This window comes from Streptomyces sp. NPDC127098, from assembly GCF_042722465.1.
Lineage (GTDB): Bacteria > Actinomycetota > Actinomycetes > Streptomycetales > Streptomycetaceae > Streptomyces > Streptomyces millisiae.
In genome coordinates, this window is record NZ_JBHXFJ010000024.1 from 1 (window position 1) to 23,299 (window position 23,299).

The following is a 23,299-nucleotide window of genomic DNA, read 5'->3' on the forward strand; positions in this document are numbered from 1 at the left end:
CCCTGGCGCGGTCGACCTCGGCGCGCAGGGTGGTGAGCTCGGCCGTGAGCGCCGCCTGCCGGGCGGCGCGGGCGGCGCCCCGGCGCTCGGCCGCGCCGCGCTGGTCGAGCAGGCGGGCGTGTGCGGCCTCGGCGGCGGCGACGGCCTGCCGGGCGGCGGCCTCGCCGGCCGCTTCAGCGCGTGCGGCGGCGAGCTCGGCCTCCAGGGCCCGCACGGTGCCGGCCAGTGCCTCGGCCGGCTCGTCGCCGGCCTCGGCGGTCGCGGCGGCGTGGTCCGCGCGGAGCGCGGCGAGCTCCTGTTCCGCCCGGGCGCGGTGCCGCTCGGCGGCCTGGTGGGCGGTGCGGGCGGCCTCCTCGGCGGCCCGGTCGACGTGGTCGGAGGTGGGGCGCGCCGGGCCCGGGTGCTCCTCGGCGCCGCAGACGGGGCAGGGCCGGCCGGGGTGCAGCGCGGCGGCGAGCTCGGCCGCGATGTCGCGCAGTCGGCGCTCCTTGAGGTCGAGCCAGTGGGCGTAGGCGTCGGCGGCCGTCTCCCTGGCGGCCAGCAGCGCCTCGCCCGCGGCGGTCAGCTCGACGGACAGCCGGTCGCGGCGGTGGGCGGCGGCGAGCCGGTCGCGGGCCAGGGTGAGCCGCTGGGCGACGGCGTCGGCGGTGGCGGTGGCGCCCAGGACCCGCTCCAGGTCGTGGCGGAGCCGCTCGGCCTCGGCCGGCCAGGGGGCGAGCCGGCGCTCGGCGTCGGCCAGCGACGCCTCGTCCGCGGCGGCCTCCTCGGCCAGCGCGGCGAGCTCGGCGTCGATGGCACCGGCGCGGGCCTCGGCGGCCCGCGCGGCGGCCAGGGCCCCGAGCGCCTCCCGGGCGGCGCGCTCGCGGTCGGCGAGCACGGCGGCCGGGGAGTCCGCGAGGTCGGGCGGCAGCGCCGCCCTGGCCTCGCGCTCGGCCAGGGCGGCGGCGCGGTGCTCGGCGTCGGCGGCCGCGCGCAGCCCGAGGGCGGGGGCGACGGACTCGGCGGCCTGGGCCCGGTCGAGGCGGGCGACGTCGGCCGCGTGCGCCAGCTCGCCCGCGGCCAGCGCGGCGGCGCGCTCCCTGGCTCGGGCGTGCTCCCGCTGAAGGCGGGCGCGCTCGGCGGTCTCGGTGTGCCGGCGCTCCGCCGCGGCGTGGGCGGCTTCGGCGTGCTCCAGCGCGAGGACGGCGATCGTGTGCCGCTCCCTGGCGGTGCAGCGGGCCTGGGCGGCCCAGCCGAGGAGCGGCTGGGCCGGGTCGGTGCCGACCGGCGCGTCCTGGGGGTCGGGGGCAGGGCCGAGCTCGGCGGCGTCGGGCCCGGCGGCCTGGAGGACACGGTTGGTGAGGGCGAGCAGCCGCTCGTCCGCGGCCCGGACGCGCTCGGCGGCGGCCGAGCGCTGCTCGGCGAGGTGGGCCTCGGCGGCGGCGAACCTGCGGGTGCCGAAGAGGCGGCCGAGCAGCTTGGCTCGCTCCTCTGCGCCGGCGCGCAGGAATCGGGCGAACTCCCCCTGGGGCAGCAGCACGACCTGGCAGAACTGCTCTCGGCTCATGCCGCCGAGCAGCCCGGCAAGCTCCTCGCCGATCTCCTGGTGGGAGCGGCTGAGGGCGCGCCACGCTCCGGTCGCCGGGTCGTGCTCGCGCAGCAGGGCGCGGGCCCGCTCCCGGGTGGTGCCGGTGCCGCGCCGCTTGGGGCGGTCCTGCTCGGGGGCCCGGGTGATCTCCAGGCGGCGGCCGCCGACGGTGAGGTCGAGCACCACCTCGGTGGCGGTGCCCGGGGCGGCGTGGTCGCTGCGCAACGCGAGCGTGGCCTGCTGCCTGGCGCCGGGGACGGAGCCGTACAGCGCGAAGCACACGGCGTCCAGGATGGAGCTCTTGCCGGCGCCGGTGGCGCCGTGGAAGAGGAAGAGGCCGGCGGCGGAGAGCCGGTCGAAGTCGACGTGCTGGGCGGTGCCGAAGGGGCCGAACGCGGTGAGGGTGAGGCGGTGCAGGCGCATGGTCAGCCCTCCCGTGACCTGGCGGCCTCGAGGGCGGCGGCGAGCGCGGCCCGCTCGTGGGGGTCGGGCGGGGCACCGCCGCGGACGTGGGCGACGAAGTCCTCGGCGATCTGCTGGTCGCTGCGGCCGCGGAGCCGCCCGGCGTAGGAGGTGCCGGGCGCGCCGGGCTCGCGTTCGGGTTCGAAGACGAGGCTGAGGATGTGCGGGAAACGCTCGGCGAGACGGGCCATGGGCTCGTCGGGGCGTGCGGGGTCGGTGAGGGTGGCCTCGACCCAGGCGGTCTCGTGGGGGGCGTGGGCGGGGTCGGCGAGCAGTTCTTCGAGGCGGCCCCGGAGCCGGGCGAGCGGGCGCGGCACGGGGCAGTCGACGCGCTCGGCGGCGAGCTCGCCGCGCGGGCCGAGGTCGATCAGCCACATGGACTTGCGGTGGTGTGCCTCGGAGAAGGAGTAGGCCAGCGGTGAACCCGAGTAGCGCAGGCGGTCGGTGATGGTCTGACAGCCGTGCAGGTGGCCGAGGGCGACGTAGTCGACGCCGGAGAAGAGCGCGGCGGGCACGGCGGCGGTGCCGCCGACGCTGATGTCGCGCTCGCTGTCGCAGCCGGTGCCGCCGGTGACGAAGGCGTGGGCGAGGACGACGGACCTGGTGCCGGGCGGTCGGGTGGCGAGGTCGGCCCTGACGCGGTCCATGGCGGCGCCGAGCACGGCGGCGTGACCACCGGTGGGTGCGCCGAACTCCTCGCGCACCAGGGCCGGTTCGAGGTAGGGCAGGCCGTAGCAGGCGACGTCGCCGTGCTCGTCGGCCAGGACGACCGGGGTGCCGCAGCCGGCCGGGTCGGTGCGCAGGTGGATGCCGGCGCGGCCGATCAGTCCGGCGGCCACGCCGAGCCGCTGGGACGAGTCGTGGTTGCCGGAGATCATCACGGTCGGCACGCCGAGGGCGGCGAGCCGGTGCAGGGCGTCGTCGAACAGCCGGACGGCGGAGAGCGGGGGGACGGCCCGGTCGTAGACGTCCCCGGCGACCAGCACGGCGTCGACCCGGCGGGTGCGGACGGTCGCCACCAGGTGGTCGATGAAGGCGTGCTGGGCGTCGGCGAGGCCGGCCCGGTGCAGGCCCCGGCCCAGGTGCCAGTCGGAGGTGTGCAGCAGCCTCACCGCGGCGCCCCCCGCCGGCCCGTCGCGGCCCCTCCCCCGGTCCCCGCCATCCGCTTCGCTCCCCTGCCTCGGCACCGGGCCCGCCGCCCGGTGATCACCCGGTCAGTCTGCCACCGGGGTCCGACAGCGGGCCCGGGGCGGGGGGCTACGCGACGGCTACGGGGTCCAGTCGCCGAGCCAGACCGCCGGGGTGTACGCGGTGGCCTGAGCGTCCGTCAACTGAGGGCGGTCGGCGCTGGCGGAGCCGGATCCGGGCCCGGTGTTGCGGTGTTCCGCGAAGCGGTCGTCGCGCCAGGAGAAGCCGCTCATGTCGGTCCACGGGGTGGTGCGGACCGCGGCGCTGAGCTGGGTGTTGCGGACGATGCCCTGCGGGTCGAGGGAGGCGTCGCCGCCGGCGTGCCAGGGGCGGCCGAGGTAGTAGGTGCGGTCGGTGACGCCGCCGGTGATGGTGGAGTTGGTGACGAGGAAGCCGTTGAACTGGGGGGCGGTGGAGGGGGCCATCACGTAGCCGCCTGAGCTGCCGTCGGGGCGGCGGGTGACCTCGATCGTCGAGTTGGTGATGACGGCGGTGGCGCGGCCGAAGATGAAGTCGACGTTGCCGCGGATGGTGGATCCGGTGATGTGGACGCGGCCACGGGTGTCGCGGCCCGCGGTGTCGAGCAGCAGCGTGTCCTGGTCGCCGTTGACGACGACGTTCTCCAGGCGGATCCGGTCGGCGCGGGTGCGCAGCGCGACGGCCTGGTGTCCCGACTGGTTGGCGTGCGCGACCTCGTCGAAGTCGTTGGCGAAGGTGAGGTTGCGGGCCTGGAAGTCGTCGGCGTCGGCCATGAAGGTGGCGCTGCCGCTGGTGCCGTAGGTACTGCCGTCGGGCCTGGTGGTGCCGGCCGAGTTGTTGTAGACGATGGTCACCTGGGAGGGCGAGCTGCCGCTGCCGACCAGTCGGATGTGCGGCTTGTTGCTGGGGATCTGCACGGTCTCGCGGTAGGTGCCGGGCCGCACGGTGATGGTGACGGCGCTGGGGTTGCCGGCGGGGACGGCGTTGACGGCGGCCTGGACAGTGGTGTGGGTGCCGCTGCCGTCCTTGGCCACCACCAGGTCGGCGGCGAAGCCGACGTCGGCGGCCCGGGCCGTGGGGCCGGTGGCCAGCAGGGCGCCGGCGGCGAGGGCCAGGGTGGCGAGGGCGGCCGCCCGGCGTCGGTGGCGGTGCGGGGTGGGGTTCATGGGGGGATCCGTTCTGGCGAGGACCTGACATCAGCTGGTCGCCGCCGCGCAGTCGAAGGTTGCCCGCTGCGCGGGGGCGCCGGGCGGGGAATAGTGGGAGGCCGCAGACCGTTGTCGCGGGTGATTCAAAGTTCAACCATCTGGAGAGTGGTATCGATGACCGGGACGCAGTTCGGGATCTTCACGGTGGGCGACGTCACGCCCGATCCCACGACGGGCCGCGCCCCCACCGAGCGGGAGCGGATCAGGGCGATGGTCGCCATGGCCCAGCGGGCCGAGGAGGTCGGCCTCGACGTCTTCGCGACCGGCGAGCACCACAACCCGCCGTTCGTGCCCTCCTCCCCCACCACGATGCTGGGCTGGATCGCCGCCCGCACCGAACGGCTGATCCTCTCCACCGCGACGACGCTGATCACCACCAACGACCCGGTGAAGATCGCCGAGGACTTCGCCATGCTCCAGCACCTGGCCGACGGACGCGTCGACCTCATGCTGGGCCGCGGCAACACCGGCCCGGTCTACCCCTGGTTCGGTCAGGACATCCGCGAGGGCATCAACCTCGCCATCGAGAACTACGCCCTGCTTTACAAGCTGTGGCGCGAGGACGTCGTCGACTGGGAGGGCCGCTTCCGCACCCCGCTGCAGGGCTTCACCTCCACCCCCCGCCCCATGGACGACACCCCGCCGTTCGTCTGGCACGGCTCCATCCGCAGCCCCGAGATCGCCGAACAGGCCGCGTACTACGGCGACGGCTTCTTCGCCAACCACATCTTCTGGCCCAGGGAACACACCCAGCGCATGGTCGAGCTGTACCGCACCCGCTACGCGGCCTACGGCCACGGCACCCCGGAGCAGGCCATCGTCGGCCTCGGCGGCCAGGTGTTCATGCGCCGTAACTCCCAGGACGCGGTGCGCGAGTTCCGCCCGTACTTCGACAACGCCCCGGTGTACGGGCACGGGCCCTCGCTCGAGGAGTTCACCGCGCAGACCCCGCTCACCGTCGGGACGCCCGAGCAGGTCATCGAGAAGACCCTCACCTTCCGCGAGTACGCCGGCGACTACCAGCGCCAGCTGTTCCTGGTCGACCACGCGGGGCTGCCGCTGAAGACCGTGCTGGAACAGATCGACATGCTGGGCGAGGAGGTCGTCCCGGTGCTGCGTGAGGAGTTCGCCAAGGGCCGGCCGGCCGAGGTGCCGGACGCGCCCACCCACGAGTCGCGGGTGCTGGCCGCCGCCGCGCGGCGCGAGGGGTCGGACGCCGCATGAGGATCACCGTCGTCGCGTCGGGGCTGAGCGTCCCCTCGTCCACCCGGCTGCTGGCCGACCGCCTGGCGGCGGCCACCGCCGCCAGGACCGAGGGGGCGGAAGTCACCGTCGTCGAGCTGCGCGAACTGGCCGTGGACATCGCCAACCACCTCACCGGCGGCTTCCCCAGCCCTCGGCTGGCGTCCGCGATCGAGTCGGTCACCGACGCGGACGGGCTGATCGTCGTCACGCCCGTGTTCTCCGCCTCCTTCAGCGGCCTGTTCAAGTCCTTCTTCGACGTCCTGGAGCCGGAGTCGCTGGCGGGCAAGCCGGTCCTGCTCGGTGCCACGGGCGGGACGCCGCGTCACTCGCTGGTGCTCGAACACGCCCTGCGTCCGCTCTTCGCCTACCTGCGGGCCGTCGTGGTTCCCACCGGGGTGTACGCGGCCTCCCAGGACTGGGGAGCGGAGGGTGACGACTACGCGGCCGGCCTCGCCGAACGCGTCGACCGGGCGGCCGCCGAGCTGGCCGCGCTGCTCGCCCCCGACGCCCGGCCGACCCCGCCCCGACCGATCGCCCACGGCCGGCGCGACGACGAGCCGGCGAACGTCGTACCGTTCGCCGAACGACTCGCCGCGCTCGGCATCGAGCAGCCCAGGGACCCCCGCGGCTGAGCCGGCGAGGCGGGGCGCACACGGCCGGCGCGGGACCGCGCCGGCCGTGCCGGGCCCTTCAGGGCATCGGGCCTGGAGGGGGTCAGGGCACCGTGCAGATGACGTACGCGGTGAGGCTCTGGGTGGTGGTGCCGGTGTTCTTCCCGAAGACCACCCAGGAGCTGCCCGACGGGCGGGTGTCCAGCAGGTAGATGTCGAAGGCGCTCGTGCCCGCGCCGCCGCCGGTGGGCACCTCCCCGGAGGGACAGGCCACCCAGGCCGACCCCGAGGTGCCGGGGGCGAGGTTCGTCGGGAGACCGATGTACTGGTTGTGGGCGGCCAGCGGGGCCACGCCCTCGGCGGCGGGCACGTCCTTGACTTCGTCGCCCCGAGCCGAGCCGCCGCCCTGGGCGGCCGCGGTGGCCGTGCCGGCCAACAGCACCGCGGTGGCGGTCGCGGCGAGAATCCTTGCGCGTCTCATTGCACCTCCATGAAGAGTCGTGCGAGCGCTTCCTCCGCGGACCGCGGAGGACCGGGCCACACGCTACTGACGGGGCGTCAGGCAGGGGAGGCGCACGGCGCGGCTCATGTGAAGCTCACGACGGGAGCGTGGAATTCGTGATTCCACGGTGAAGCCCGTGTGGAATCGACGCGCCTTCTTCGCCGGCTCAGCCCGCCTCGTACACCTCGCCGCCCAGGTCGAGCCGGGCGGCGCCGGCGGTGGCGTCTGCCAGCCAGGCGCGGAAGGTCTCGACGTCGGCCTCCGGCAGGCCGAGCTCGACGGTCACCTCGACGCCGTACCGAACGTCCCGCACGGGGTGGCCGGCGGCCCGCAGCTCGTGCTCCAGGCGGCCCGCGCGCTCGTGTCCCACGGTGACGGCGGCCAGCCGCAGCCGGCGGCGCGGCACGGTGCCGACCGCGTCGAGGGCGGCGCCGACCGCGCCGCCGTAGGCGCGGATCAGGCCGCCCGCGCCCAGCTTGACCCCGCCGAACCAGCGGGTGACCACGGCGGCGGTGAACCGCACCTCGCGGCGCAGCAACATCTGCAACATCGGCAGGCCTGCGGTGCCGCCCGGCTCGCCGTCGTCGCCGCTCCGCTGGACGGCGGCGTCGGCACCGATGACGTAGGCGAAGCAGTGGTGGCTGGCGGTCGGGTGCCGCTGCCTGACGCGGGCGACGAACGCCTGCGCCGCCGCCTCGTCGGCCACCGGGGCCAGGGCGCACAGGAAGCGCGACCGGTTCACCTCGGTCTCGTGCTCGCCCTCGCCGGCCACCGTCAGATACCCGTCCCGCATCGGGCCAGCGTATGCGGCGGGCGGGAATGGTCTGCGGGAGGATGGCGTTGGCCGGGTGGACGCGGATGAGGGAGGCCGGGATGTACGGCGACGAGGCGACGGTGGATCGGATTCTCACCGGGCTCGGGGACACGTGGGCGGTCGTGGGGCTCTCCACCAACGCGCGGCGGCCCGCGTTCGGTGTCGCCCAGGTGTTGCAGCGGTTCGGGAAGCGGATCGTGCCCGTGCACCCGAAGGCCGAGACGGTGCACGGCGAGCGCGGGTACCCGACGCTCTCCGACATCCCGTTCCCGGTGGACGTGGTGGACGTGTTCGTCAACAGTGAGCTGGCCGGCCCGGTGGCCGACGAGGCGGTGCGGATCGGCGCCGGAGCCGTCTGGTTCCAGCTGGGCGTCGTCGACGAGGCCGCGTACGAGCGCGTCCGGGCGGCCGGCCTGGAGATGGTGATGGACCGGTGCCCGGCCATCGAGCTGCGCGCACCGAGGTTCCAGAAATGAGATTGTCCGATCGGGCGGCCCGAGATTAGGGTGCCTCCGTGACTACCGGGTCGGCCACGTGCCATGAGCGAGTGAGGTTGATCCCGGTCATGGCGTGATCGCCGACCGGGCCAGGGGCCCGCCGTTCTCCGTCGAGTGTCGTGTCGGGACCGCGCGCACGTGCGCGTCGTCCCTCCCATCGATCCCCATCGACCGCACACCTCACGGAATCACGGAGAACCCGAGCGAGCATGCCCACAGACTTCAACCAGCGGATCATCGACGAGTTCCGCGCCAACGGAGGTCGCGTCTCCGGCCCCTTCGAGGGTGCCCGGCTGATCCTGCTGACCACCACCGGGGCCCGGTCGGGCGCCCGGCACACCACCCCGGTCGCCTACCTGCCGGACGAGGGCGGGCGGATCCTGGTGATCGCCTCGGCCGGCGGCGCGCCGCGCCATCCGGACTGGTACCACAACCTGGTGGTCCACCCCCGGGCCACCGTCGAGGACGGTGTGTTCAGCTACGAGGCGGAGGCCACCGTGCTCGCGGGCGAGGAGCGCGACCGCCTCTTCGCCCGCGCGGCGGAGGGCGACCCGGGGTGGGCCGCGTACCAGAACAAGACCACCCGGACGATCCCCGTGGTGGCGCTGTCGCCGGCTGGCCGCCCAACGCCCGCCGCCGCCTCGCCCGGCGCGGGGCTGCGGGCCGTGCACGACGCGTTCCGCCGGGAACTCGCCCTGATCCGCAAGGAGATGGCCGAGTCCGGCGGCGGGGTCGGGCTCGCAGCCCAACTGCGGGTGAACTGCCTGACGTTCTGCCAGGGCCTCGGCCACCACCACGCGATCGAGGACGGCGGCCTGTTCCCGCACTTCGAGCGGGTCCGCCCGGAGCTGGCGCCGACGCTGACGAGGCTGCGCCGCGAGCACGAGCGGATCGCGGCGCTGGTCGAGGAGTTGCGGGCGCTCGTCATGGCCGAAGAGTCGGAGCCCGGGCACGCACTGGCCGAGGTCGACCGCCTCACGGCCGAGCTGGAGGCCCATCTCGACTACGAGGAGCGGGAGTTGATCCCACTTCTCGACGCGCCCGGCTGAGTGACTAGCTCCTCGAAGGCTGCTCGAGCACGGAGAGGAAGTTGCCGGCCGGGTCGCGGAACCAGGCGATGGGCGGGCCGCCCTGGCCACGGTGGACGCCCCGGGCGTCGGCTCCCTCGTACCGCTCGAAGGTGACCCCGCGCTCGGCGAGCCGGTCGACGGCGGCCTCGACGTCGTCGACGGGGAAGTTGAGCAGGGTGCAGGAGGCGGGGGTGTGGTTGGGCTTGGGGTAGACCAGGATGTCCCGGCCGCCCGCGATGTGCAGGAACAGCATGCCGTTCTCCGTGGAGACGTCGAGGCCGAGGGTGTCGCCGTAGAACTCCCTGGCCCGGTCGATGTCGTCCACGGAGAATCCGCTGAACGCCTCGGTGTTCCTGAAGACGGCGTCGGACATGGTGGCCCTCCCGGGGGCGTGCTGGTGGTGTCGTCCGTGGTGCCGACTCCCCCGGCCGCCGGAAGTCATCGGTCGTTGGGCCGTTCGGGGACGCCGCGTCCCGCCGTTGCGCCTTGGGACGGGAGTCGCTTGCTGGTAATCCTTCTCGAATGACGCAAACCACCCAGGAGCCGCGGAACCGGTATGTGGATCTGCTGCGGTTCACGGCGGTCTGCTTCGTGTGCGTGGGGCACTGGCTGGTCACCGACATCAGTTACCGGGGCGGCCGGCTGCACGGCGTCGACGCCCTCGCCCTGGTGCACTGGGCACACTGGTTGACGCTCGTCTTCCAGGTGATGCCGGTGATCTTCCTGGCCGGCGGCTACGCCAACGCGGTCTCCTGGTCCGCGCACCGGCGGCGGGACGCGTGGGGTGGCTGGCTGGCGGAGCGGGCCCGGGGGCTGCTGGTCCCGACCTCGGTGTACGTGGCGACGGGCACGGTCACCGTGGGCGTGTGCCTCCTGGTCGGGGTGGACGCGGGGGTGCTCGCGGAGTTGGGCTGGGCGACGGCCCTGCACCTGTGGTTCCTGCCGCTCTACCTGGCGCTGCTCGCCCTGACGCCGCCGCTGTACGCGCTGTACCGGCGCGTCGGACTGTGGCTGGTGACGGCCACCGTCGTGCTGGCGGCGGTGGTGAACGTGCTGGTGCTCGTCCCCCGGTTGCCCCTGGTGGGGTGGCTCAACTACCTGCTGGTGTGGGGCGGCATGTACCTGCTGGGCTTCGCCTGGCACGACGGGGCGCTCCGCGGCGCCCGGCCGTGGCTGATGGCGGTGGGGGGCACGGTGACCTGGGTCCTGCTGATCACCCTCGGCCCGTTCCCGGTGAGCCTGATCGGGGTGCCGGGGGCCAGGATCGCCAACGCCTCGCCGCCGACCGTCGCGTTGTACGCGCACGCCGTCACGGCCATCGGGCTGCTGGTCGCGGCCGAGGGCCCGGTCAACCGCTGGCTGCGGGAGCCCCGCCGGTGGCGGCGGGTGGCGGCGGGCAACCGGGCCGCGATGGGGCTCTACCTGTGGCACATGGCGCCGGCGATGGTGGCCGGGGCCGTGCTCTACCCGCTCGGCCTGTTCCCCGAGGTGCCGACGGGCACGGGCTACTGGTGGCTGTTGCGCCTCGCCTGGGTGGGGCTGCTCTGGGTGCTGCTGGTGCCGCTGGTGGTGCTGGTGGGGGCGCTGCCCAGGCCGCCCGCCAGGGCGGCGCGCGCCGAGTGGCGGTCGGGCCCCTGGGTGGTGCTGGTCGCGGGTCTCGGCGCGTCCTGCTACGCGCTGGCCAGGATCGCGGTCGCGGGCTTCGCGCCGTCGGGTCGACTGCCCTGGCCGGTGCTGCTGTGCTACGTGGCCGGGGTGTTGCTGGTACTGGTGGCGTGCGGGCGGCGGCAGCCGGCCGCCGGGACGGCGACCGCCGCCGCCGAGATCCGGTGATCCTCGCGGGGGTCGCCCGTCAGTCCCGCTCGGGAGCGGTGGCGCGGATGCGGGCGGCGGTCTCCCCCGCCTCGGCCAACCGGTCCGTGGCCAGCCGCAGTTGCTCGCTCGCGGCCCGGGTGTCGGCCTCGGGGACGCTGACGGAGATCAGGAAGGCCAGGGTGGACTCGAGCGCCTGCGCGGTCTCGGCGGCGAGGCGCCAGATCTCGCCAACGCCACCCTCGCCGATGGCCTCGCGCATCGCCGCGCCGAGCGGGGTGACGCCGTGCGCGAGCCGGATGGCGCGGTAGTGGGACATGATCAGCCGCTCCAGGACGATCTGGCCGCCGTCGGGGCCCGAGAGGTCGGGGAGTTGGGGCAGCGCGATCCGGCCGTCGACGGTCTCCTCGTTCCGCACCCGTACCTCGGCCGCCTCGAGCAGCAGGCGGGCCAGGTCGACGGGCGCGGCGAGGCCGGCCTGCACGGGAAAGCCGAGCGCCGTCAGGGCGGCGGCGTAACGCTCGGCGTCCGCTGGTGAGTTGGGGGAGTCGGGTGAGTCAGCAGAGGTCATCCGACATGCGTATCACGCTCCCGGCTCCCCCGGTGCCGCCGGGCTCGGCCGGCGGCACCGGGGGCGGGCCCCGGGCCTGTCGTCACCCGATCTCGGTCCAGGTGAAGGCGACCTCGTCGCCCTCGTCGAGCAGCTGCTGGCAGCCGCCGACCAGGGTGGCGGCGCCGTTGACGGAGATCTCGTAGAAGTGGTCGGCGTCCTGCGTGAAGCCGTCGATGGAGGTCACCAGGTAGTCCTGGAACGAGGCGTACCAGACGCCGTCCCAGTCGAAGCCGCCCGCGTCGGCGGCGTCGTCCAGGGCGGCCGTCGGGGTGGCGCCGGCGGCCGGGTTGGCGCCGAGGTTGGTGCCGTCGCACAGCCTGGCCCCGCCGGTGAGCGGGGTGACGACGTGTCCGGTGGTGGTGACCTCGCCGTCGAAGATGACGCCGGCCGGCCCGGTGAGGGTGACGGAGACGGTGACCGGGTCGGCCGCGGCCCGGGCGCCGGCGGCCGCCGTGGCGGACGGGGCGGCGGCGAGCGCGGCGAGGCCGGCGGTGGCGGCGACGGCGAGGACACGTCTGGCTCTGGTGGTGGGCATGGGTGGTCGCTCCTCGGATGGTGGTGGTGTGCGGGCCCGACTGTCGCGGGCGGCTCAGGTGTTGCCGCGGCGGCGGCGCGCGATCAGGTAGGCGGCGCAGCCGGCGAGCAGGAACAGCGCGGCGGCGGCCATCAGGGGGCGGGCGGAGGACGAGCCGGTGTCCGCGAGGTTCCCGTCGGGGCCGGTGCCGGTCGTGGTGGTGCTGGTGGTGGCGCCGGAGGTGGTGGTGCCCGTGCTGGTGGAGCCGCCCGTGGTGCCGTCACTGGCGCCGCCGGTGGCGGTGGTTCCGTCGGTGGTGCCGCCGTCGGTCGTGCCGTCTGTCGCCGCTCCGTCCGTGGTGGCGCTGGCGGTCGTCGTGCCCGAGGTGGCGCCGGCGTCCGCGCCGTTCGCCGTGGCGCCGTCGCTGGTGTTGCCGTTCGCGGCGCCGTCCGCGTCGGCGCCGTTCGCCGCGCCGCCCGCGCCCGGCTGGCCGGTGGTGGCGCCGGCGGAGCCGTCGTCCGGGGTGCAGTCGATGGGCTCGGTGTCGGGCGCGGAGGAGGCGCCGTCGATCTCGCCGAGCGCCTGGCCGGCCAGCGCTGGTATCGCCTGGGCCGTGGCGCGCAGCGCCAGCCCGTTGGCGACGGGCTCCGTGTAGCCGACGGCGCCCCGGTCGGCCGCCGCGCCGGCGCAGCCGACCTGCACCGAACGCAGCCAGGTCTCGCCGCGCCTGGCCGCGTCCTCCCGGCCGCCGGCGGCCAGGGCCTGGACGGCCAGGGCCGTGGAGTTGGCGTTGGGGGCGCTCGCGGCGTCGTAGCCGAAGCCGCCGTCCTCGCGCTGCCGGCCCTCCAGCCAGTCGAGCGCGGGCTCCGCGTCCGCGGTGCTGCCCACCGCGAGCAGCGCCTGCACGGCCATGCCGGTGCTGTCGGTGTCGGAGGTGCAGCGGTCGGGGTTGCGGCGCAGCGAGAGCGGATAGCCGCCGTCGGCGCAGCGGGTGGAGGCGAGGAAGTCCACGGCGGAGTCCGGCACGTCGCCGGTACGCTCCAGGGCGAGCACGGCCAGGGACTGGGAGAACTGGTTGGACATGTCGCCGGTCGTTCCCGCGTCGGTGAAGCGGCCGGTGTCCTGGAGGCGGCCGAGCAGGGTCGCGGTCAGGTCCTGGCCGCCGAAGTCGCGCGGGTCGCGGTGTTCGACGGCCGCGACCAGGGCGAGCTTGGCGGCGCCGCCGGCGAAGACGGTGCCCTCGCCGCCGCCCCGGGTGATGTAGTCGGCGGCGTTCTCCGCCAGCCAGTCGGTGGCCCGGTCCGCGGTGTCGCCCGCGGTGCCGGAGGCGGCGAGCCCGAGCACGATGTCGGCGGTCAGGCCGTGGTCGCCGCCCGCGTGGGTGCCCTCGGTGAGCCGGCCGGCGGCCCAGGTCGCGGCGGCGGCCGCCGGGTCGCGCAGCTCGGGCAGGGCGTCGGCGGCCGCGTTCGCCGCCGGCAGCGTCATGGCGCCGGCCATGAGTGCTCCGGCCAGCGCGAGTCTGGCCGCCGGTCTCCTGCTCGTCGGGCTCGTCGGACTCATCGGCTGAGTGCTCCTTCGTGGTGTGCGCGGTGCGGCGCGGATGCGGATGCGGGGGTGAAGGTGACGGGGGCGTCGAACGCGGCGCGCCGGGCCGCCCGGCGCAGCGTGGTGAGCACGGCGGGCCCGAGGACCACGACGGCGACGGCGTTGGTCAGGGCACGGCCGGTGTCCCAGCCGAAGGCGGAGGTCGCCAGGGTGTAGAGGACGAAGGTGTGCAGGTTCTCCGGGACGCCGGCCTCGGGGTCGACGGACAGCTGGGTGTCGGGGCCGGTGGCGTAGGGCCAGAACCAGAGGTTCATCAGCAGCCCGAACGCGTAGGCGGCCAGCATCCCGTAGCCGGCGAGCAGCGCGATCTCGGCCCGGCCGGTGGGGCGGCGCGGCAGCAGCCCGGCGCCGAGTCCCACCCAGCCGGCGGCCATCATCTGGAACGGCAGCCAGGGGCCGACGCCGGCGGTCAGCAGCGCGGAGGCGAAGAGCGAGACGGCGCCCAGGGCGAAGCCGAAGCCCGGGCCGAAGACCCGGCCGGCGAGGATGAGCACGAAGAACACCGTCTCGATCCCGGCGGTGCCGGCGCCCAGCGGGCGCAGCGCGGCGTTGACGGCGGCCAGCACGCCGAGCAGGGCGAGGGTCTTGGGGTCGATGCCGCCCTCGGAGAACTCGGCGAGCACCACGGCGAGCACCACCGGCAGCAGCAGCACGAACAGCAGCGGCGCGTGCCCGGCGTGCGCCATGGCCTGCGGCTCGGGCGGGGAGAGCAGCGGCCAGCAGAACATGGCGAGCCCGATCAGGCTGGCCAGTGCCAGCACGGCGGCGGCCCGGGGGCCGACGCGCAGCGCGGTGGCGCGGCGGGTGGTCGACGGCTGCTGGTCGGTCATCCGGCCGCCTCCTGGAGGGTGAGCGCGTGGGCGACCTGCTCGGGGGTGAGCCAGGGCAGCGGGCGCAGGATCTTGGCGACCTGCGGGGCGAAGGCGGGCGAGGCACAGACGACGTCGGCGGTGGGGCCGTCGGCGACCAGTTCGCCCTCGCCGAGGACGGCGACCCGGTCCGCGGTGGCCGCCACGAACTCCACGTCGTGGGTGGCGATCAGCACCGCATGGCCCTCGTCGGCGAGTTCGCGCACCACCCGGCCGAAGTGCCGCTTGGCGTGGTAGTCCAGGCCCCTGGTCGGCTCGTCGAGGAGCATCACCCGCGGCGCGGCGGTGAGTTGGACGGCGAGCACGAGGGCGAGTCGCTGCCCCTCGGAGAGGTCACGGGGGTGGCGGTCGTCCGGTATGCCGGGCGCGAGACGGTCGAGCAGCGCGCGGCAGGTGCCCGAGGTGGCGGCCGACTCGCGGTCGGCCTGGGCGCACTCGGCGGCCACGGTCTGCAGGTACAGCAGGTCGGCGGCGCTCTGCGGCACGAGGCCGACGAGTTCCCTGGCACGCCGCGCGCCGGCCTGGCCGGGGTCGGTGCCCGCGACCGTGACGCTGCCGGAGCGGCGCGGTCCCGAGCCCTGGAGGGCCCACAGCAGCGACGACTTGCCCGAGCCGTTGCGCCCCATCAGCGCGGCGACCTCGCCCGGCCACAGCGTCAGGTCGACCTCGCGGACGGCGACCGCGGAGCCGTAGGTGACGGTGATCCGGTGGGCGTCCAGGGCGGGTTCGCGCTCGCCGCCGGCCGGTTCCGGGGCGGGCGGCAGGTGGCCTTCGAGGCGGCGGCGCAGCGCGGGCGCGTGCCGGCGGGCGTCCCGCACGGAGAGCGGCAGCGGCCGCCAGCCGGCGACGCGGCCCAACTGGACCACGGGCGGCGCGACGTCGGAGTCGGCCATCAGCTCGGCCGGCTCGCCGTCGCGCACGGCGCCGTCGCCGGCGAGGTGCAGCAGCCGGTCGGCGTACTGCAGCACGCGCTCCATGCGGTGTTCGGCGATCAGCACGGTGGTGCCGAGGTCGTGCACGAGGCGCAGCACGGCGGCCAGCACCTCCTCGGCCGCGGTGGGGTCGAGCGCCGAGGTGGGCTCGTCGAGGACGAGCACGGCGGGGTGGGTGGTGAGCACCGAGCCGATCGCCACCCGCTGCTGCTGGCCGCCCGAGAGCGTGCGCAGCGGCCGGTGCCGCAGCTCGGCGATGCCCAGCAGGTCGAGGGTCTCCTCGACCCGCTTGCGCATGGTGCCCGGGTCGATGGCCAACTGTTCCATGCCGTAGGCGAGCTCCTCCTCGACGGTGTCCGTGACGAAGCCGGCGAGCGGGTCCTGGCCGACGACGCCGACGAGATGCGCGAACTCCTGGGGCGCCGCGGCGTCGGTGCGCTGCCCGGCGACGGTGACCGTGCCGCGCAGGGTGCCTCCGGTGAACCGGGGCACCAGGCCGTTGACGGCGCCCAGCAGCGTCGACTTGCCGGTGCCGGTGCGGCCGGTGACGAGGCAGAGTTCGCCCTCGCCGATGTCCAGGTCGACGTCGCGCAGGGTGGGCCGCTCGGCGTCCGGGTAGGTGAAGGACACCTCGTGGAACGTGATCACGCCGGGGCCTTTCCTGGAGGGGGCGCGGGCTGGTTGGTCGGTGGTGGCGGGGCCAGGACGGCGGGCAGCAGGCCGACGAGCACGGCGACGACCGGCAGCGGCGAGACCTCGGGCCAGCCGAGCGGGCTGAGCGAGGGGTAGAGGTTGGCCGGGTCCACCCGGGAGGACAGGAACATCAGCGCGGCCGTGGTCACCCCGGCGGCGGCGGTGAGCAGTTCACCGGCCCGCCAGCGGTCGGGCCGGTAGTTGCTGCGCCGCACGCGGCGGCCGCCGAGCAGGAAGCCGAACACCGCGACGCCGGCCCCGGCCAGCAGCAGCGGCAGGCCCAGGTAGCGCGGGGCCGCGCTGTCCAGCAGCCCGTAGAGACCGGCGCTGATGCCCAGCAGCCCGGCGATGACCAGGGTGCCGACGACCAGCCTGACGCGCGGCGGCGTGTCGCCGGTACGGCCGTAGCCGCGGGAGGCCATGGCGGCGGCGAGGGCGAGCGAGCGGCTGAGCGCGTCCTCGAGCACCGGGACGACGATGCCGCGCAGTGCCGCCGTGCCGCGCTCTCCCGCGCCGCGCAGCCGCCGGGCGCGGCGCACCCGCTGGACGCTCTCGACGAGTTGCGGCGCGACGGAGAGGGCGACCACCACGGAGGTCCCCACCTCGTGCAGCGCGCCGGGCAGCGACTTCAGCAGTCGCTTGGGGTTGGCCAGGGCGTTGGCGGCGCCGACGCACACGACCATGGTGGCCAGTTGCAGCCCGTCGTAGGCCCCGCCGAGCACCTCCTCGGCGCTGACCGGGCCGAGCAGCCGGATGCCGGCGGCGGCCTCGGGCAGCGGTATCTCGGGCAGGGTGAAGAGGACCGTCCCGCCCTGACCGCCGCCGAACACGATCCGGAACAGCACGCGCATGACGACGATGAAGGCGCCGAAGAGCAGGTACATCCGGAAGGACAGCGCCCAGGGGGCGTCGGTGCGGCGCCGCACCACCACGTAGCCGGCGACGGCCAGCACCAGGGCGAGCAGCAGCGGGTTGGTGGTGCGGCTGGCGGCTATCGCGAGGCCGAGGGCCCACAGCCACCAGGCGCCCGGGTGCAGGGCGCGGGGCAGTGTGGTGGCGGCGCGGTCCAGGAGGCCCGCGCTCACTGCTCGCCGGCCGTTCGGGCGGCGCGGCGTCTGCGCCAGGCGGCCAGGCCGCCGGCGGCCACCAGGGCGGCCAGCAGACCGAGGGTGGCGATGGTCGAGACGGAGGGGCCGGAGGACTCCGGGGCGGCGCGGTCCTCCTCGAACTCCTCGTCCTGGCCGCTCCAGTCGGCGGCCTCGCTGGGGGCGGGGCCGGGTGTCGCCTCGGTGCGCTCGTCGTCCTCGGCGGCGTCCGCCTCGGCGTCCCGCCGCTCCTCGTCCTCCGCTTCTTCCCCGTCCGGCCGCTGGTCGTCCGCGTCCTCCGTAGGCGGGGTGGCGTCGTCGCCCGGGTCCGTCTCGGCCTGTCCACCGGTGCCGCCGGTGGTGGCGCCGCCGCCGTCCTGGCCGCCGGAGCCGCCGGTGCCCGCGCTCGCCGAACCGCCGCCGGTGCCGCCGGAGTCGCCTCCGGTCGAGGAACCGCCGCCCGACCCGCCGCCGCCCGACGAGCCGCCGCCCGTCTCGTCCTCCCCTGCCGGGCGCAGGGGCGCGACGCCGGGTGCCGGGGAGTCGCCGCTCTCCCGGTCGAGCGAGAAGGACCAGCCCTCGAAGCTGCCCTCCGGTGGGGTGCGGTAGCTGGCGCCGAGCTGGCTGTAGGTCCACTCACCGCCGTTCTCCGCGTGCCAGTAGGACCAGTAGGCGTCGGCCGGCGGGGTGTCCACGCAGGGCTCCCGGTCCGTGCCGGGACGGTCGTTGATCCGGCAGACGAAGGCGTCGCCCCAGCGGCTGGTGCCGCTCACCTCGAACCCGGCGTTGCGCAGCGCCGCGAGACCGTCGGACTGGCCGCCGGGGGCGCATCGCACCACCCGGCCGCCGCCGAGCTCACGGAAGTCGACGACCACGGTCACGCCGCTCGCGTCGGGGCAGAATCCGGCGGTGCCGGCGAGGGTGGGCCCCGCGGCGTGGGCGCCGGCGGGCAGGAACGCCGTCAGCATGGCGAGCAGCGCCGCCAGGACGGCTGCGCGGACTCCGGCGCGGGGCATCGTGTCCCTTTCGATGAGAGACCGCCAAGGCCTCCCTCACGGAACCGACGCGCGGCGAACCGATCGGCTGTGGCGGCGCATCAGGCTTCCACTCTGCAGACCGTGACAGTGAGAAGCTGTCCGCGGGCACGCCGAGCGATCCGACTCACGACGCTTCGCGCCGTTCACGGTTGCAGGTCAGTGCCGGAATTCCACCGGCTTCCCTCGGTTGTGCCCGCATGGAGTTGTCCATCCGCCCCCGGGCGGAATCGTCCCTCAGGATAAGGCCAATTCGCACCCCTGACCAGCCGTCCAGGGGTGGTCTACGCCTCATCGTCGAGCGGCCGCAGCGCCTTTCCCGCGGCCGCCACGAACGCGGCGCGGGCCTGGGCGATCTCGTCGAGCGAGCGCTCGCCGCGCAGCCGGTCGACCAGCGTCCGCGCGGACTCGGCGACCTCGGTCGGTCCTTCGAGCGTCACCGCGTCGAACGCCCGGCGCAGTGCCGCCCGGTCGGTGGCCCGGCCCTCGGCGGCTTCCAGGAACCGCAGATAGGTGACGCGTCGCTGTTCGAGCATCCGGACGGACCGCTGCTCGGCGATCGACATCCGGACCGTGGCGACCATCGCCGCCGCCTGCCGTTCGCCCGCGCTGCGGGCGAACCAGCCGGTGACGAGACTGCCGGCGACGGCCGCCGCGGCGGCGATCAGCGCGATTCCCCACTCGCTCATGGCCCCTCTTCCTTCCCCGGTACGATCGGCCCATGCCGCCGGACGACGCCCAGATCACCTCGCTGAACTGCGAAAACGGCGCACGAACCCCAACTCTGAAGATTAGTATGGATACTTGGGCGACGGGCGACGGGCGACGGGCGACGGGCGACAGGCGACAGGCGACGCGGAGGTCGGTGCTGTTCGCCGCGCGATCCGCGGTGGCACTGCACCGACTGCTCGACGTGCTCCCGGTCTTCGAGGGTGACGACCGGGTCGAGCGGTACTTCACCCTGGTCCCCGGCTCCGAGTTCGGCATCGGGGCACTGGCCGCCGTCGGACGCGCCGGGGGGCGCACCATCCCGTGGGACGAGGCCCGCGGGCGGGCGTTCGACCTGGTCGTCGCGGCCAGCCCGAAGGGCGAACTGAGCGAGCTCCACGGCCCCCTGGTCCTGCTCCCCCACGGTGCCGGCTACGGCAAGGCCTTCCCGGGCGAGGGCTCCGGCGGCGCGCCCTCCGGGCTCGACCGGACGTACCTGACGTCCCGCGGCCGGCCGATCGCCGCGCTGCACGCGCTGGCCCACCCCAGTCAGGTCGACCGGCTGGCGGTCGAGAGCCGGGCGGCGGCGACCGTGACGACGGTCACCGGCGACCCGACGCTGGAGCGGATACTGGAGTCCGCCGTCCTGCGTCCCCGGTTCCGGGCCGCTCTCGGCACCGGTGGGCGCCGGCTCGTCGTCATCACGTCGACCTGGGGTCCCGAGTCCCTGCTCCGACGCCGGCCCTCGTTGCCCGCCGAGCTGCTGGCCACCCTGCCGTACGACGCCTACCAGCTGGCCCTGGTCGCGCACCCCAACGAGCACAGTGAGCGGGGCGCGCTCCAGTTCGCCGAGCCGCTGCGTCCGGCGCTCGACGCGGGGCTGGTGCTGGCCGAGCCACACGAGGAGTGGGCCTCGGTGCTGGTCGCCGCCGACGTCGTGATCACCGACCACGGGTCCACGGCGCTCTACGCGGCCGCGCTCGACCGGCCCGTCATCGCCGCCTACGACGGCGGCCAGGAGCTGATACCCGGCAGCCCGACGGCCGAACTGCTCGCCGGCAGCCTGCGGTTCGCGGGCCCGGACAGCGTCGGCGCGGCCCTCGCGGGCCATCGTCCCGGGGCGGCCCGCGCCCGCACCGGACTGGCGTTCGCCCACCACCACGAAGCGCTGGCGCGGCTCCGGGCGAGCGTCTACCCGCTGCTCGGGCTCGATCCGCCCGCGTGGCCCGCCGTCCCCCGACTCCTGCCCGTTCCCGCGCGGCCTGCCGGGGGGCCAGGTGCCTTCGCCGTCCGGACCCGGATCAGCGGGACCGAGGTGCGGGTCGAGCGCTTTCCCGACCGGGTCGGACCTGACGGCCACTTCCTCGCCGCCGAGTCCGGCTTGGCGGGCCGGCGACACGAGGAGACGGCGGGGCTGCTCTACCGCCGGTCGCCGGGCGAGCCCGCGCCGCACGCCGAGGGCCGCAGCGCCGAGCGCTGGCTCCTCGACACCCTCGCGGACCATCCGTCCTGCCGGACGGCCGGGATCGTCCTCTCCCCTGAACTCTGCCTGCTGGCCTTCCGATCGGGTCCGCCGTTGGCGGCCAGGATCGAGCAGAGCCGCCAGGACGGCACGGCGTACCTCCCGGACCCCGCCGCGGTGCTCTGCGCCCTGCACACCTGGCGACCGGCCCCGCCCACGGAGTTCACCTGTGTGACAGCGGACCGCGCGACCCGGGTACGGCTCGCCCCCGCGACGCCGGCGGAGCTGGCACGGACGGTGTGGGCCGGGCCCTGAGGAACCGCGCGGACCGGGCCTAGGCTCAGGGCATGGACCATGAGCCGATGCGACGAGTCGCCGAGTTCCGCGAGGTGTTCGATGGTGGGGCTCGGGCCGAACACCCCGAACTGGCGGAGCATCGCCGGACGTTGCTGACCGAGGAGGCGCGCGAGGCCGCCGAGGCCCTCACCGAGCTCGCGGAGGCCCTGCGAACCGGCGACGACCCGCTCGCCGCGTACCGGGCGGTGGCCAAGGAACTGGCAGACGTCCTCTACGTCACCTACGGCGCCGCGGACGCGCTGGGCATCGACCTGCCGGCCGTCTTCGTCGAGGTCCACCGGTCCAACATGAGCAAGCTCGACGCGGACGGCCGGGTTCTCCGCCGGGCCGACGGCAAGGTGCTGAAGGGCCCGAGCTACCGGCCGCCGGTCCTCGACGGCCTCGTCGACCGACCGTCGGCCGGTTCCTGAGCGCTCTCGCGCGGCCGGCTCCGCCCGCGGCGCTCAGCCGTCGACGCCGTTGCGTCGGCGGATGGCGTGGGCCAGCTCGCGGTGTTCGGCGGCCGCCGCCTCCTCGCCCGCCTCCTCGGCCAGCTCGCCGAGCGCGTCCAGGACACGTGCCTCGTCATAGCTGGAGCCGCGTGCCCTGGCAGCGGCCAGCGACTCCTCGTACAGCGCGCGCGCCGCGTCGAGCCGGCCGCGCCGACGCAGCACGCCGGCGAGTGCGAAGCCGGTGCGGGCGGCCATCCGCGGGCGCCCGAGCTCTCCCGCCATCGCCTCGTGGGCGGCGGCCAACAGCTCGGCGGCGCGGTCGAGTTCGCCGAGCTGGGCCAGGGCCTCGCCGAGCCGGTAGGTCTGGAGCGCCGCGCCGTAGCGGTTGCCGATCGCCAGGTGGGCCTGTCGTGCCGCCTCGAACTCCTCGGCCGCGCCGGCCCAGTCGCCGCCGACGGAGCGGAGTGATCCGGTGAACTCGCGGACGGAGGCGGCGAGCTTACGCTCGGGGGCGCTGTCGCCCAGGGCGGCGGTCGCCGTCCCGGCGCGCGTCATCTCCTCGCCCGCCTCCGACACGTCGCCACGCTCCCACAGCGCTCTGGCCAGCTGGCACCGCATCCGGATCAGCGCCGGCACGTGGCCGGCGCGCTGGGCCGCGACGACTCCGGTGCGGAAGGCGTCGACGGTGTCCGCGTAGCGCTTGTGGTCGAGGAAGTGGGTCCACAGCGGCTCGCACAACGCCCATGCCTCGGCGTCGAGTCCGTGCTCGTGGGCGAGGCGGACGCCGGCGTACAGCGCGTGCCGCTCCTCCTCCAGCCAGCGCAGGGCACGCGTTCTGGCGGTGTCCCCGGGCCCGAAGTCGACGTCGGGAGCGTCCGGCAGTGCGGGGACCGGTTCGCCCAGGGTCAGTCGGCTGCCGGCCGCGAGCAGGTCCGCGCGTTGCGCCTGGCGCAGGTACCAGCGGACGATCCGCCGGCGGGCCTGGGCGAGTTGGTCCTCGTCGGCGTCGTGCCGGGCGCGCCGCCTGGCGTGCGCGCGCAGGGGCCCGGGCACGCGCTTGTGGTCGCCGCGTGGTTCGAGCAGCCCGGCGATCTCCAGCTCCTCGATGGCCTCCTCGGCGGCCTCGGTGCCCCGGCCGAGCAGGGCCGCCGCGGCCGCCGGGGACAGGGGCGCGTCGGGCGCGGCGCCCAACAGGCGGTAGAGCAGGGCGGCTTCGGGGCCGAGGTCGCGGTATGCGGCGTCCCACACCTGGTCGACCATGGGCAGCCCTCGCTCCTCCAACTCGGCGGTGAACGTGGTGAGCAGCCGCGCCAGCGGACGTCGGCGGTGCTTGCGAACCAGCCGGGCGGCGACGTGCAGGGCGACCGGCAACCCGGAGCAGAGCCGCAGCAGTCGGGCGACCTCCTCGGGTTCGGCGTCGAGCCGCGGATCGTCCACCACGCTGCGCAGCAGCCGGAGGGCGTGGGCGTCGTCGAGCGGGCCGAGCCGGAGTTCGACGCCGCCGCCGTCCGGCAGGTCGTACAGCGGGCCCTGACTGGCGACGATCAGGGTACTGCTGCCCGAGGCGGGCAGCAGTGGCTGTACCTCGCTGCCGTAGCGGGCGTTGTCGACGAAGACCAGCAGCCGTTTCCGCTCGGTCAGCCGCCAGTACTGCCGGCGGCGGGCGCTGAGCGAGAGATTCAGCCAGTCGGACCCGTCGCTGAGCGGGCCGAGCAGGTCGCCCAGGGCGTCGAGGACGTCCACCGCGCCGTCCCGGCGCAGTTCGTCGAGGTCGAGGTAGAGGACGCCGTCGGCGAACCGGTCGCGGAGCCGGCGAGCGAGGTGGAGACCGAGCTCGGTCTTTCCGACACCGCCGAGGCCGCTCAACGCGATCCACAGCGGCCTGGTGGGTTCCTCCCACTCGGCCACGGCCCGCAGGGCGCGCGCCCGTTCCTCGTCCCGGTCGATGAAGTCCACTGTCTCGGGCGGGATCTGATACGTCATCCGGGGCCGACTCCGATGCCTCGCGCCAGTTCTCGACGGGGCAACTCTATGCCGGACG

At 75.3% G+C, this 23,299-nt stretch carries 22 protein-coding genes and 1 riboswitch; of the genes, 7 read left to right on the top strand and 15 right to left on the bottom strand.

The window, feature by feature from the left end; all coding sequences use genetic code 11:
- From ACFWI8_RS17190 to ACFWI8_RS17200, 3 genes are all read right to left on the bottom strand, one after another.
- Positions 1–1,990 (bottom strand): AAA family ATPase (locus ACFWI8_RS17190; RefSeq protein ID WP_387091691.1); only part of this gene is annotated, 1,990 nt, incomplete at its 3' end.
- A 2-nt stretch (positions 1,991–1,992) separates the two neighbouring features.
- Positions 1,993–3,141, bottom strand: coding sequence for an exonuclease SbcCD subunit D (locus tag ACFWI8_RS17195; RefSeq protein ID WP_387091694.1), 1,149 nt, complete (start codon positions 3,139–3,141; stop codon positions 1,993–1,995).
- 156 nt (positions 3,142–3,297) lie between these two features.
- Positions 3,298–4,362 (bottom strand): pectinesterase family protein, encoded by a 1,065-nt coding sequence (locus ACFWI8_RS17200; RefSeq protein ID WP_387091697.1) that lies wholly within the window; start codon positions 4,360–4,362, stop codon positions 3,298–3,300.
- Between the two features lie 156 nt (positions 4,363–4,518).
- Between ACFWI8_RS17200 and ACFWI8_RS17205 the strand changes: the two genes are divergently transcribed.
- Entirely contained in the window at positions 4,519–5,628 is a 1,110-nt protein-coding gene (locus ACFWI8_RS17205) for an LLM class flavin-dependent oxidoreductase (protein WP_387091700.1), read from the top strand.
- Positions 5,625–6,281 carry a CE1759 family FMN reductase gene (locus tag ACFWI8_RS17210; protein WP_387091703.1) on the top strand — a complete coding sequence of 219 codons (657 nt, stop codon included), beginning with the start codon at positions 5,625–5,627 and terminating at the stop codon, positions 6,279–6,281. The genes ACFWI8_RS17205 and ACFWI8_RS17210 overlap by 4 nt, the downstream gene beginning before the upstream one ends.
- An 82-nt stretch (positions 6,282–6,363) precedes the next feature.
- Here the strand turns inward: ACFWI8_RS17210 and ACFWI8_RS17215 are convergent, their stop codons facing one another.
- The gene (locus ACFWI8_RS17215) at positions 6,364–6,741 is read right to left on the bottom strand and encodes a hypothetical protein (RefSeq protein ID WP_387091706.1); all 378 of its coding nucleotides are present in this window, start codon (positions 6,739–6,741) and stop codon (positions 6,364–6,366) included.
- 187 nt (positions 6,742–6,928) lie between these two features.
- Positions 6,929–7,555 (bottom strand): YigZ family protein, encoded by a 627-nt coding sequence (locus tag ACFWI8_RS17220; RefSeq protein WP_387091709.1) that lies wholly within the window; start codon positions 7,553–7,555, stop codon positions 6,929–6,931.
- Between the two features lie 80 nt (positions 7,556–7,635).
- On the opposite strand from ACFWI8_RS17220, the gene ACFWI8_RS17225 reads away from it, so the two are divergent.
- On the top strand, positions 7,636–8,052 hold the full coding sequence (locus tag ACFWI8_RS17225; protein ID WP_387091924.1) for a CoA-binding protein: 417 nt from the start codon (positions 7,636–7,638) through the stop codon (positions 8,050–8,052).
- Positions 8,053–8,282: 230 nt separating this feature from the next.
- Positions 8,283–9,122, top strand: coding sequence for a nitroreductase/quinone reductase family protein (locus ACFWI8_RS17230; protein ID WP_387091712.1), 840 nt, complete (start codon positions 8,283–8,285; stop codon positions 9,120–9,122).
- Positions 9,123–9,126: 4 nt separating this feature from the next.
- Here the strand turns inward: ACFWI8_RS17230 and ACFWI8_RS17235 are convergent, their stop codons facing one another.
- Entirely contained in the window at positions 9,127–9,516 is a 390-nt protein-coding gene (locus tag ACFWI8_RS17235) for a VOC family protein (protein WP_387091715.1), read from the bottom strand.
- A 149-nt stretch (positions 9,517–9,665) separates the two neighbouring features.
- Here ACFWI8_RS17235 and ACFWI8_RS17240 point away from each other — a divergent pair, with 149 nt between their 5' ends.
- Positions 9,666–10,976 carry an acyltransferase family protein gene (locus ACFWI8_RS17240; RefSeq protein WP_387091718.1) on the top strand — a complete coding sequence of 437 codons (1,311 nt, stop codon included), beginning with the start codon at positions 9,666–9,668 and terminating at the stop codon, positions 10,974–10,976.
- Positions 10,977–10,995: 19 nt separating this feature from the next.
- On the opposite strand, the gene ACFWI8_RS17245 is transcribed toward ACFWI8_RS17240, so the two are convergent.
- The 8 genes from ACFWI8_RS17245 to ACFWI8_RS17280 form a co-directional block, all read right to left on the bottom strand.
- Positions 10,996–11,526, bottom strand: a complete 531-nt coding sequence (locus tag ACFWI8_RS17245; RefSeq protein ID WP_311594623.1) for a hypothetical protein — start codon at positions 11,524–11,526, stop codon at positions 10,996–10,998.
- An 82-nt stretch (positions 11,527–11,608) separates the two neighbouring features.
- On the bottom strand, positions 11,609–12,103 hold the full coding sequence (locus ACFWI8_RS17250) for a DUF4430 domain-containing protein (RefSeq protein WP_387091721.1): 495 nt from the start codon (positions 12,101–12,103) through the stop codon (positions 11,609–11,611).
- A 54-nt stretch (positions 12,104–12,157) separates the two neighbouring features.
- The gene (locus tag ACFWI8_RS17255) at positions 12,158–13,642 is read right to left on the bottom strand and encodes a prenyltransferase/squalene oxidase repeat-containing protein (protein WP_387091724.1); all 1,485 of its coding nucleotides are present in this window, start codon (positions 13,640–13,642) and stop codon (positions 12,158–12,160) included.
- Entirely contained in the window at positions 13,639–14,517 is an 879-nt protein-coding gene (locus ACFWI8_RS17260; protein WP_387091727.1) for an ECF transporter S component, read from the bottom strand. Before ACFWI8_RS17260 ends, ACFWI8_RS17255 begins: the two co-directional genes overlap by 4 nt.
- The gene (locus tag ACFWI8_RS17265) at positions 14,514–16,136 is read right to left on the bottom strand and encodes an ABC transporter ATP-binding protein (RefSeq protein WP_387091730.1); all 1,623 of its coding nucleotides are present in this window, start codon (positions 16,134–16,136) and stop codon (positions 14,514–14,516) included. The genes ACFWI8_RS17260 and ACFWI8_RS17265 overlap by 4 nt, the downstream gene beginning before the upstream one ends.
- Positions 16,133–17,266 (bottom strand): CbiQ family ECF transporter T component, encoded by a 1,134-nt coding sequence (locus ACFWI8_RS17270; protein ID WP_387091733.1) that lies wholly within the window; start codon positions 17,264–17,266, stop codon positions 16,133–16,135. The genes ACFWI8_RS17265 and ACFWI8_RS17270 overlap by 4 nt, the downstream gene beginning before the upstream one ends.
- Positions 17,263–18,282 (bottom strand): hypothetical protein, encoded by a 1,020-nt coding sequence (locus ACFWI8_RS17275; RefSeq protein WP_387091736.1) that lies wholly within the window; start codon positions 18,280–18,282, stop codon positions 17,263–17,265. The genes ACFWI8_RS17270 and ACFWI8_RS17275 overlap by 4 nt, the downstream gene beginning before the upstream one ends.
- 137 nt (positions 18,283–18,419) lie before the next feature.
- Positions 18,420–18,486, bottom strand: a riboswitch (cobalamin riboswitch).
- Positions 18,487–18,584: 98 nt separating this feature from the next.
- Positions 18,585–18,989 (bottom strand): hypothetical protein, encoded by a 405-nt coding sequence (locus ACFWI8_RS17280; protein WP_387091739.1) that lies wholly within the window; start codon positions 18,987–18,989, stop codon positions 18,585–18,587.
- Between the two features lie 107 nt (positions 18,990–19,096).
- On the opposite strand from ACFWI8_RS17280, the gene ACFWI8_RS17285 reads away from it, so the two are divergent.
- Both ACFWI8_RS17285 and ACFWI8_RS17290 read left to right on the top strand, forming a co-directional pair.
- Complete coding sequence (locus ACFWI8_RS17285; protein ID WP_387091742.1) at positions 19,097–20,785, top strand: translation initiation factor 2; 1,689 nt, start codon at positions 19,097–19,099, stop codon at positions 20,783–20,785.
- A 32-nt stretch (positions 20,786–20,817) separates the two neighbouring features.
- Positions 20,818–21,237 (top strand): hypothetical protein, encoded by a 420-nt coding sequence (locus tag ACFWI8_RS17290; protein ID WP_387091745.1) that lies wholly within the window; start codon positions 20,818–20,820, stop codon positions 21,235–21,237.
- A 33-nt stretch (positions 21,238–21,270) separates the two neighbouring features.
- Here ACFWI8_RS17290 and ACFWI8_RS17295 read toward each other — a convergent pair whose 3' ends face one another.
- Entirely contained in the window at positions 21,271–23,241 is a 1,971-nt protein-coding gene (locus tag ACFWI8_RS17295; RefSeq protein ID WP_387091748.1) for a hypothetical protein, read from the bottom strand.
- Between the last annotated feature and the right edge of the window lie 58 nt (positions 23,242–23,299).